This window comes from Mesorhizobium sp. A556 (assembly GCF_054489545.1).
In genome coordinates, this window is record NZ_JBTMXA010000050.1 from 1 (window position 1) to 1,561 (window position 1,561).

Consider the following 1,561-nt stretch of genomic DNA (forward strand, 5'->3'; position numbering starts at 1 on the left):
GACCCACTTGACCATCTTGAAACCGAGTTCGTTCTCGCAGCGCAGGCGCAAAGGCGCGCCATGCAGGATGCTGACCGGCTTGCCGTTCATCTCATAGGCAAGAATCGTCAGGTCGTGGCACATGTTCTCTACTGAATGGACGTCGTAGTAGCGGCCACCGTCGGCTCCGTCAGCGAGCGAGTAGAACACGGCGTAGCGGGCCTCCGGTGTCGGCTTCACCAGATCGAGAATATCACGCATGGGGACGCCGCCCCATTCGGCGACACCGGACCAGCCCTGTATGCAGAAATGCGTCGTGATCTGCTCCTGCTTTGGCATTGCCTTGAGATCGGCCAGCGAGAACTCCCGTGGCGCCTTGACAAGGCCACCGACCCGAAGCCGATAGCTGGCGAAGCCCTCTGCTACGAGATCATCGAATTCTTCCGAGTTCGGCATCGTGCCGTTTAGCCAGAAATACGGCGAGATATCCTTCTTCGTAAGCTGCGAGCGAGGGTCCCAGCCTTCGGCCAATCCCATGAGCCAACCGATCATGAATGCGCCCGAGCGTTGCACGAGACGGGCATACCGGATGGTAAAGGGCGAGGCGACGAGCCAGCTTAGCGTCAGGATCGCCATTGCCGCCAGAAAGAACGGAAACCCTGTCCACGAGGCGTCGTCGACGCCGGCGAACATGTGATTGGTATTCTGCCGGATGCCGGTGACGAACACCATGGCGCCATGCGCCAGAATGAAGCCGACGAACCAGGCGAACGAGATGAAATGGACCGACCGCATAGCCTGCCGATTGAACAGCCTACCAAACCATCCCAGCGCATTGGAGATCGCCGGGCTCTGCATAAGACCGGTGAAGATCGAGACGGGTGCCGCCACGAAGACGGTGATGAAGTAGCTGAACTGCTGAAGACCATTATAGCGGGTCCAGCCTTCATCAACCGGGAAGTTCAACGAGGCATATTGAATTGCCGTCGAGAGCGCGGCCGGGAACACCTCCCAGGTCATAGGCACCAGCCTGCGCCATTGATCGGTGGAAAACAGCAAGACGTAGAAAGCGATGCCGTTGATCAGCCACAAGAGATTGATCGAGAAATGCCACCAGCGCGACAGGCCGAGCGTATGACGCAGGCCCGGAATGCCGAGCCATGTAGGTAGCGTCACGGAATCATCCTTGGCGGTCCAGATACGGTCCCTCGGCACCGGCACCTGGAATCGGAACCAATCGGTTCCCGGCGTGCAGTCTCGTCCCCAATAGAGCCGCGGATGGTCGGCCAGTATCTGCAGGCCGGACCGCATGATGAAGAGCATGAAGAACATGTTCAGGAAATGCTGGAGCTGCAACCACCAGGGGAAACCGGAATCAACCGACGGTGCCGATTGCGCGATGCCTGGGTGGTTCTGGATGAAGGCCGCTATCTCGGGAAGTTCGCGCAGGCTTTGCGCGAGCGCGATCAGGCAGAGCAGCGCTGCGACGCCGATCGGGAGAGCCCATAGCGTATTGATCCACTTTCGCCCGATCCGTATGCGCGGGAAAATTCCCTGCTGTGGCGGCATCCAGTGATTGAGA

General features: G+C 59.3%; 1 protein-coding gene. It reads right to left on the reverse strand.

Translation table 11 applies throughout. The features are described from left to right. On the reverse strand, positions 1-1,561 hold a 1,561-nt coding region (locus ACX3P0_RS25200), incomplete at both ends, for a molybdopterin-dependent oxidoreductase (RefSeq protein WP_459092950.1).